The sequence below is a fragment of the Dietzia sp. SLG310A2-38A2 genome (genome assembly GCF_014145095.1).
Classification (GTDB): domain Bacteria; phylum Actinomycetota; class Actinomycetes; order Mycobacteriales; family Mycobacteriaceae; genus Dietzia.
Genome location: NZ_JAALDX010000066.1, coordinates 1 through 7,902 on the forward strand (window position 1 = coordinate 1; position 7,902 = coordinate 7,902).

General features: G+C 69.9%; 10 protein-coding genes and 1 pseudogene. 6 read left to right on the top strand and 5 right to left on the bottom strand.

Going from position 1 to position 7,902, the window contains the following annotated elements:
- The 4 genes from G6027_RS02845 to G6027_RS02860 form a co-directional block, all read right to left on the bottom strand.
- Positions 1-515, bottom strand: a 515-nt coding sequence (locus G6027_RS02845; RefSeq protein ID WP_346995609.1) for an SDR family NAD(P)-dependent oxidoreductase, incomplete at its 3' end; no start/stop codon positions are given.
- Entirely contained in the window at positions 512-1,702 is a 1,191-nt protein-coding gene (locus G6027_RS02850) for a hypothetical protein (RefSeq protein ID WP_182635240.1), read from the bottom strand. The genes G6027_RS02850 and G6027_RS02845, both read right to left, overlap by 4 nt.
- A 96-nt stretch (positions 1,703-1,798) precedes the next feature.
- Complete coding sequence (locus G6027_RS02855; protein ID WP_182635242.1) at positions 1,799-2,818, bottom strand: AraC family transcriptional regulator; 1,020 nt, start codon at positions 2,816-2,818, stop codon at positions 1,799-1,801.
- Positions 2,819-2,834: 16 nt separating this feature from the next.
- Entirely contained in the window at positions 2,835-4,199 is a 1,365-nt protein-coding gene (locus tag G6027_RS02860) for an FAD-dependent oxidoreductase (protein WP_182635243.1), read from the bottom strand.
- 121 nt (positions 4,200-4,320) lie between these two features.
- Between G6027_RS02860 and G6027_RS02865 the strand changes: the two genes are divergently transcribed.
- Positions 4,321-4,857, top strand: a complete 537-nt coding sequence (locus G6027_RS02865) for a hypothetical protein (RefSeq protein WP_182635245.1) — start codon at positions 4,321-4,323, stop codon at positions 4,855-4,857.
- 69 nt (positions 4,858-4,926) lie between these two features.
- Here the strand turns inward: G6027_RS02865 and G6027_RS02870 are convergent, their stop codons facing one another.
- Positions 4,927-5,088, bottom strand: a complete 162-nt coding sequence (locus tag G6027_RS02870) for a hypothetical protein (protein ID WP_179525725.1) — start codon at positions 5,086-5,088, stop codon at positions 4,927-4,929.
- 260 nt (positions 5,089-5,348) lie between these two features.
- Here G6027_RS02870 and G6027_RS02875 point away from each other — a divergent pair, with 260 nt between their 5' ends.
- The 5 genes and pseudogenes from G6027_RS02875 to G6027_RS02895 all read left to right on the top strand — a co-directional run.
- Complete coding sequence (locus G6027_RS02875) at positions 5,349-5,744, top strand: GntR family transcriptional regulator (protein ID WP_182635246.1); 396 nt, start codon at positions 5,349-5,351, stop codon at positions 5,742-5,744.
- A 1-nt stretch (position 5,745) separates the two neighbouring features.
- Positions 5,746-6,462 carry an ABC transporter ATP-binding protein gene (locus G6027_RS02880; RefSeq protein ID WP_346995610.1) on the top strand — a complete coding sequence of 239 codons (717 nt, stop codon included), beginning with the start codon at positions 5,746-5,748 and terminating at the stop codon, positions 6,460-6,462.
- On the top strand, positions 6,459-7,286 hold the full coding sequence (locus G6027_RS02885) for a hypothetical protein (protein ID WP_182635248.1): 828 nt from the start codon (positions 6,459-6,461) through the stop codon (positions 7,284-7,286). The genes G6027_RS02880 and G6027_RS02885 overlap by 4 nt, the downstream gene beginning before the upstream one ends.
- A 149-nt stretch (positions 7,287-7,435) precedes the next feature.
- Positions 7,436-7,681 (top strand): hypothetical protein, encoded by a 246-nt coding sequence (locus G6027_RS02890; protein WP_182635250.1) that lies wholly within the window; start codon positions 7,436-7,438, stop codon positions 7,679-7,681.
- Positions 7,656-7,902 (top strand): annotated as a pseudogene (locus G6027_RS02895) (hypothetical protein); the annotation flags it as partial. The gene G6027_RS02890 and the pseudogene G6027_RS02895, both read left to right, overlap by 26 nt.

Sequence of the window (7,902 nt, forward strand, 5' to 3'; positions counted from 1 at the left end):
CTGGTGCTGAACCCCATCACGGCGTGCTTCGAGGCGGCGTACACGGCCTCACCCGGCACCGCGGAGATCCCGGCCAACGAGGCGATGGTGATGATGTGCCCGCCGCCGGCACTGCTCCCGGCACCACGGCCGCGCATCGCGTCGATCGCGGCGACGGTGCCGTTGATCGCGCCGAGGGCGTTGACCTCCATGAGCAGCCGCCGCTGGTCCTCGCTCTGCTCCCACGCCGGGCCGGTGAGCAGGACGCCGGCGTTGTTGACCCACACCTCGAGGCGCCCGCCGTGCGCGAGCAGCGCGTCCCGGGCCCGCACGATCTGCGTGTGGTCGCGGACATCCACGGCCGCCCAGGTGGCGTCGCCTCCGATCTCGGCGGCGGCCGCGGCGGCGGTGTCGGCGTCGATATCGGTGATCATCACCCGGTATCCGCGGTCGGCGAGCATCCGGGCTATGTCCCTGCCCAGGCCGCGTCCGGCCCCGGTCACGAGCGCGCTGCGTGACCTCGTCGTCGTCGTCACTTCTCGTTCTTCAGTCCGGACCTGATCTGACCGTAGGAGATGCCGCCGTGGCAGTAGGTGGGCACCACGGGCCAGAAACGCTTCCACGGGACCAGCTCGGTGGAGGGCAGGATCTGCAACCAGCGCGGGTCTCCGGGACACGGGTCCGCCATGGTCTTCTCCTTGATCATGGAGTCGTACTGGTCCAGCGAGTCCTCGAGGGTGTTGGCGTTGGGGCAGATCTCCCGACCGAACTTCTCGTGGTAGCGCCGCACGCCCGGGATCCGGGACAGCTCCGGCTGCCAGTTGTCCAGGGAGATGCCGTTCTCCGAGGACACCCAGACGCCGTCCGGGGTGTTGATGACCAGAGAATGATTGCCGTCGGTGTGGCCGGGGGTCCACATCAGGGCGATGCCCGGGCCGAGCTCGATGTCCCCGTCGAACACCGCGAACTTGGACCGGTCGACCCCACCGAGCCCATCCTCGACATACCAGGCCCACTGCATGGGGTGCAGGTCTTCGAGGGTGGCCAGTTCGCGCCGGTGCACCAGCAGCTTGGCGTCACCGAACAGCGGCGTGCGGGGAGCGGAGTCGCCGGGGATCACCTCGGTCGAGCCGAGGATCATGCGCGGGTCCTGCACATGGAGGTGGTCGAACGTGCAGAAGTCCACGTCCTGCGGCGTGAGTCCGACCTTGGCGAGCGCCTGGTCCGGCTCGTTGAAGTACTTGAGGAGCAGCTTGACGGCCAGGTTGCCGCCGGGGATGCGGTCGACGAGCGTCTGCAGGTTGTCGTAGAAGGGCGCCTCGGCGGACCCGGCGGGGACGGTCGGCTCGAAGACCAGGGTGCGGGGGCGGCCGTTCCAGTCGTCGTACTGCACCACGATCATCCGGTTGATCATGGTGATCAGCGGCAGGCTGGGGACCGAGACCGCGTTGTTGAAGGCGTACTTGACCGGGTACGGCGCCGCGGCCACGTCCACGGATTGCACGGCCCGCACCTGACCCTGCTGCACGAAGCGCGTCTTGTACTCGGCGGCCGCCGCGCGCACGGCCCGGAGGCGCTCGCCCCGGGGCCACACGTCGTGGACGCCGTCGAACTCGGGGATCGATCGCGCGCCGATCTGCTCGAGCATCTGCTCGGACGACTGTGGTTCGCGCAGTTCGTGGTCGCGCAGCTCGTGGTCAGGCGTCTTCTGTTCGCGCAGCATTACCGCTCCTGTGCAACTACGGGCGCCGTGGTTCTCCGGGCGCACTGGTTCTCCGGGTGACTCCAGGATCCGGTGCCCGGGCGCGGAAAACTTGTCTCAGCGCGACAGTCTGGCCCGGCGTCGGAGCTCGCCGGGGGAGAGGCCGAACCACCGGCGCACCGCGTGGCTGAGCGTGGACTGTTCGGAGAAGCCGACCAGGTCGGCGATCTGCGTGAAGGACAGGTCTGTGGTCGTGATGAACCGGTGTGACCGGTCTCGCCGCAGGTCGTCGACGACCCGGCCGTAGGTGGTGTCCTCGACGACGAGGTGGCGCTGCAGGGTCCGGGGGTGGACCGCCAGCGTGGCCGCCACCTGCGCGAGCGACGGGACCCGCCCGGGCAGGCTCTCGCCCACCGCGCGGCGAACCCGGCCGGTCATCGACCGGGAGGGATCTGAGTACGAGCCGGTCAGGTGCTCCAGGGCGGCCAGGCGGATCTCCTCGTCGGCGGTGGCGAAGGAGGCGTCCAAGATCCGGCGGTCGACACACAGCGCGGCCACGGGGCGGTCGAACTTGATGTCGGCACCGAAGTAGTCCAGGTAGCGGGCCACGGGCGACAGTGGACCGTGGGGCAGTTCGACCGACCGGAGACCGGGACTGCGCCCGAGCAGCTGCACGGCCATCCGGTGGAACAGCCCCAGGCCCAGCTCGATGGCCTGCGGGGAGTACGGCGATTCGGAGAGCTGCTTGCGGTAGGTCAGCGCGATCACGCCGCGACGGCTCCACGGGTCGTCGTCGACGCCGATCGTGAGCGCGGGGCTGTGGACGAACAGGAACCGCGCCGCGCACTCGAGCGCCTCGGTGGCGGTGGAACTGGACCGGACCGCCCGGGCCACCGGGCCGAGGATGGAGACGTCCTGCCGATCGGCCAGCCGCAGCCCGAAGTCGGGGCACTCCAACTCCGCGGCGGCCGCGTCGAGCATCTGGTCGTGAGCGGTGATCGACACCAGCCCGTCGTCGCCCTCGAGCACCTCGCGCGCGATGCCGTACCGGTCGAGCAGTCGGTCGGGGTCGCCGCCGAGTTCGCTGACCAGCGGGCCGAATCCGCGCAGGCTGGCGGTGCGGATCAGCGGTTGCACACGGGCCCCGAGGCGCTCACCCGGGGACCCCGATCTCCCCGGCCACCCGCCGGCCCGACTCGACCGCACCGTCCATGTATCCGGCCCAGCGGGTGGCGGTCTCCGTGCCGGCCCAGTGGATCGGGCCGATCTCGCGGCGGAGATGGGGGCCGAAGCGGGTCAGCGTGCCTGGCGTGGCGAACGCCCCGTAGCAGCCGCGGCTGTACTCCTCCTCGGCCCAGTCGAGCTCGACGTAGTCGACGGGGCTGCGAGCCCGGGGGCCGAAGTATCCGGCGAGGTCCTCCAGTACCTGTGCCCGACGGTCGGCGGCCGTCATGCGCGAGCCCCGGTCCGCGTGACGGCCCTCGAGGAACCCCACCAGCACACCGGGCCCGCCGCCGTCCGATGTGCTGCCGTGGGGAGTGTTGTCGAAGACCGTGCCCAGCGGGCGGGCGTCGCTGTTGGCCTGGCCGCTCCAGCCGTCGGCGCGCCAGAACGGTTCCGGGTAGGCGACGTTGATCTTGATCACCCGGCCCATGGGCATCCGCTGGACCAGCTGGTCGCGGTCGCCGGGCAGGCCGGGGGAGTAGCGGATCCTCGACGCGAGTGGCGGCGGCACCGCGATCACCACATGTCGCGCGCTCACCGCCCGGGCGCCGGTACGGACGCGGGCTCCCGCGACATCCCACTCGATCCCGGTGACCGGGCTGCCCAGCACCACGCGGTCGCCGAGTTCCCGCGCCATCTCGATCGCGATCGTCTGCGCTCCGCCCACCACGCGGTCCTGCTGAGCTCCACCCGCGGTATCGATCAGCGCGTCGAGTCCGCCGGCGGCACCGATGTAGAACCCCGCCCACAACGCGGACAGGTCCTCGGGCCCGGTCGAGAACACGGCCTCGGTGATGAGACGGAAGAACGTGCGGCCCCGCGGGGTGCGGGCGGTGCGCCTGAGCCAGGTGTCGAATGTCTGCGAGTCCAGTCGATCGGCGCCGGGCGCGCGCCACGGGTCCTCGAGCGGGACGCGGGCGGCCATGCGGTCGAGACGCCACTGTGTCTGTGCGATGTCGACCAGAGTGGCGGGATCGAATCGGGGGATCCGACCGGAGTAGTCCGACCTGGCCCCGCCCAGCTCGGCGATGTGCCGACCCGCGACGTGGGTGGGGAAGGTCTGCAGCCCCAACTCGCGGATCAGCGCGAGGACGTGGTGTTGGGTGGGTCCGACCCACTGCCCACCGACCTCGATCGATCCGCCACCGGCGATCGTGGTGCCCTGCAGCCTGCCGCCCACGCGGTCGCGGGCCTCGAGGACCCTCACGTCGTGGCCCGCGCGGGTCAGTTCACGCGCGGCGACCAGCCCGGCGACCCCCGCACCTACGACCACCACGTCCACCGATGAGTCCATTCCGCGCCTCCCCACGCCGTCGAATCGCCGGCGTTCCCACAGTATTCCGGGCTCCTGGCGGCACGGGGCAGGACGGTGAAGTCTGTGCCCCGGACTCCCGCCGTCTGCGATCCTTGTCTGCATGAAGACGCACGGGCGTTCCCTGCAGCGCAAGTCATGGCTCACCCGGGGTGCACCGCTGGACAGGGACGACGCGGCGAGTCGGATCAGTGCCTACATCTACGGCAACATCCTGGTGCTCGCGGCGCTCGTGCCGCTCGTGCAGACCGAGAAGTACGTCGGCGTCGCGATCGTGGTGGGCACCGCGGTGTCGACGTTCATCGCACACGCCTTCGCCGAGGCGGTCGGCCACACCGTTCGGGAGGGCGAAGCCATGACCCGAGCCGAGAAGGTCGCCGAGTTGCGGAACTCGGTGCCGATCCTGAGTTCGGCTGTGCTGCCGTCCCTCATCCTCGCGGTCGGTTGGGTCGGAGTTCTCGAGCACAGGACCGCGCTGTTGCTCGCAGAGGTCACCGTGCTGGTGCGGATCGGCGGCATCGTCTTTGTGATCGGCCGACTCAACGGCGAGCGACCCAGTCGGAGTTGGCTCATCAGTGCTGCCGCACTCACCGCCGTCGCAGCGACCATCGTCGTGGTCAAGGTCATTCTGACGCACTGATCCTCGAGCATCGATTCGGCCGCGTCGACCTCCGGTGCCCGGCCAGCTCGTCGTCGTCTCGCCGCCCGGCTACCGGCCGAACATCTTCGCGAGGAACCCCTCCTTGGGCGCGGTGGCATGACCGGGGCACCGCTGGGACTTGGGCACGCCGGACATCACCTGGTCCACGTGCATTCCGCACCCGGCCCACGTCGTCTTTCCACAGGTCTTGCAGGTGGCGGGTCGGCACATGGTCGTACTCCTTCAGTCGTGGGGTGGTCGCGAGGTCCGCGGACGGTGAATGGGACCGTCCGCGCCTCGCACTCGAGAATACATACCCCATGGGGTATCTACAACATGGTCACCGGCGGCCACCTCGGGTCGGGCTGCGACTCGGGCCTGCCGCGTATCCGTCCGGCCGGGCACGGAGCCGCCCGGCCCCACGTTGACTTCCCCGCGCAGTAGTGTCACTGTATTAAGCACCTAATACGGCAACACGGATGGGGGCGACGATGCAGTTCGACAACTCATCCCCGATCTGGGTGCAGCTCGTCGAGGAGTTCTCGCGGCGCATCGTGATCGGGGAGTGGGCGGCGGGCGCGAAGATGCCCGGGGTCCGCGAGTTGGCGGCCGATCTGGGCGTCAACCCCAACACCGCGCAGCGGGCGCTGGCCGAGCTGGAACGGCTCGAGCTGTGCCGGTCCGAGCGGGCCTCGGGGCGGTTCGTCACCTCCGACGACGCCCGGATCGACGAGGTCCGCGCCGACCTCGCCACCGACGCTGCCGACGAGTTCATCCGGCGTGTCCACGGCCTGCGGATGACGCACGACAAGGCCCGAGCACTACTCGACAAGAGATGGGACGACCATGAACACGCCACTGCCCATGCACACGACGGAGGCGCCTGACGTGAGTGTCACCGCGAACCCCGCCACTACACTCGTCGAGGCCAGGGGCCTCCACATGAGTTTCGGCCCCACCACTGCACTGGACGCCCTCGACCTCGAGCTCGCTCCGGGGCAGATCGTGGGACTGCTCGGCGAGAACGGCTGCGGCAAGACCACGCTTCTCAAGATCCTCGCCGGCGTGCTCTCGGGTTACTCCGGCACCGTGCGGATCGACGGCCACTCCCCGGGTCCCGAGTCCAAGGCCATCGTCTCCTTCCTGCCCGACACCAGCTTCCTACCCGACTCCGCTCGGGTGAGCTACTGTCTGCAGCTCTACGCCGACTTCTTCGCCGACTTCCAGACCGAGAAGGCCCGCGACCTCATCGGCTTCTTCGGCCTGAGCGAGTCCGCGCGCCTCAAGGAGATGTCCAAGGGCATGCGCGAGAAAGTGCAGATCGCCCTGGCCATGTCCCGCGACGCGCGGGTGTTCCTGCTGGACGAGCCCATCTCCGGCGTCGACCCGGCCGCGCGTCAACTGATCCTCGACGGCATCGTCCGCAACCTGTCCGAGGACTCCCTGCTCCTGATCTCCACGCACCTGGTGCACGACCTGGAGCCCATCCTCGACGCCGCGCTGATGATGCGCCACGGCCGGGTCCTGCTGCAGGGCGACGCCGACGACCTCCGCGGCCAGCACTCCGCCAGCCTCGACCAGATCTTCAAGGAGACCTACCGATGACGACGACACTGCTCACGCACGAGTGGCTGCGCACACGCGGGGCGCTCGGAACGACTCTCGGCGTGATCGCCCTGGTCGGAGTCCTGGGCAGCCTGCTCGGTGCCGCCGGGTGGCCGCTACTGTCCCAGCTCGGTCTGGCGCTGGGCATGCTGGCCGCGGTCGTGGCGGTCCCCGCCGTCCAGTTGACCCTGGCCGCCGACTACTGGCGCACCGGCTACGGCCGGACCGGGTACTTCACCCACTCCATCCCTGTCCGCGGGTCCGTCATCTTCTGGGTCAAATTGGCGTGGGCGATGATCGTCTCCCTGGCCGCGCTGATCCTCACCGCCGGGCTCGCACTGCTCGCCTGGTGGGCGGCCGCGAGGCGGTCCGGGCTCACCTCGCCGTCGAACTCTGTCCTGTCCGAGGCGTGGGCAACGGCGACCACGGCCGCACCGGCGTGGATGATCGCCGCCGGTCTGATCGTGTTGCTGGCGTCGTTCCTGATCTGGCCCGTGTACTACTACTTCTCGGTCTCTGTCGGGCACGAGCGACGGCTGGCGGCGCTGGGAGCCGGTGGGCCCGTCGTGGTCTTCGTCCTGGTCTATATGGCCACGCAGCTGCTGTCTCTGCTGGCGATGATCGCGATCCCGTTCGGTATCGCGATGGGTGCCGGTGGCTCGCTGGAGCTCGTGCGCTTCGACATGATCGGCGAGTTGGCCGCCGGCGCGGCCGCGCGCGACGATGTCATGCCCGTGGGCTTCCTCGCCGCGTCGGTGGTGTTGGTGATGTTCTGCCTGTGGCGCACGGCGCGCTCGTGGAACCACAGGGTGGCCCTGGTCTGAGACGCACTCCGGCGAATTATGAGAAAACCTTTGGCGTGGGGCCGGCTCGGAGTACTGTTCACATGATTCGACGGCGGGGTGCGGCACCGGACCCGGCGCCGTCATCGTCCCTGTGAGGACCCCCTCGCCTCCCGGAAAGACCGCCGCCCATGCCGATCGTCCTGCCGTCCACGTCGCAACCGACACTGACCGAACCGACCTACCTCAGGCCCCCGGTGTGGAAGTCGGTGCTGGCCTGGGCGGGGGTGGGGTTGGGCGCGCTGGTCGTGCTGGGTGGAGCGGCCTCCCTGGCGGACGGTGCCGCAGCAGTCGCGGCGACGGCCGTGTTCGGGCTGGCACTGATCCTGCCCGGCGCATGGTGGTTGTTCTGTGAGCACCAGGGCGCACGCCGATGAGGACCACCGGCTGGACTCGGGGGCCGCCCTGGCCCAGCAGGCGATGGCCGGGTACGTGGCTGCAGATGCGCTGGCCCCACTGACCTGGCATACGCCCCTGACGCCCGTCTCGCGCCGGTGGCCGGTGGTGGGGTCGGCGGCGTTCGCGATGATCGCCGGAGCCATGATCGTGATGCCCGCCGCGGAGGTCTCACCCGCCCCCGCGGCGACACCGGTCCCCG

Bases quoted from the DNA above. Each gene is read 5' to 3' on its own strand.
- G6027_RS02890 (WP_182635250.1), top strand. From the start codon at position 7,436: ATGCCGATCGTCCTGCCGTCCACGTCGCAACCGACACTGACCGAACCG.
- G6027_RS02850 (WP_182635240.1), bottom strand. From the start codon at position 1,702: ATGCTGCGCGAACAGAAGACGCCTGACCACGAGCTGCGCGACCACGAA.
- G6027_RS02885 (WP_182635248.1), top strand. From the start codon at position 6,459: ATGACGACGACACTGCTCACGCACGAGTGGCTGCGCACACGCGGGGCG.
- G6027_RS02860 (WP_182635243.1), bottom strand. From the start codon at position 4,199: ATGGACTCATCGGTGGACGTGGTGGTCGTAGGTGCGGGGGTCGCCGGG.
- G6027_RS02870 (WP_179525725.1), bottom strand. From the start codon at position 5,088: ATGTGCCGACCCGCCACCTGCAAGACCTGTGGAAAGACGACGTGGGCC.
- G6027_RS02865 (WP_182635245.1), top strand. From the start codon at position 4,321: ATGAAGACGCACGGGCGTTCCCTGCAGCGCAAGTCATGGCTCACCCGG.
- G6027_RS02875 (WP_182635246.1), top strand. From the start codon at position 5,349: ATGCAGTTCGACAACTCATCCCCGATCTGGGTGCAGCTCGTCGAGGAG.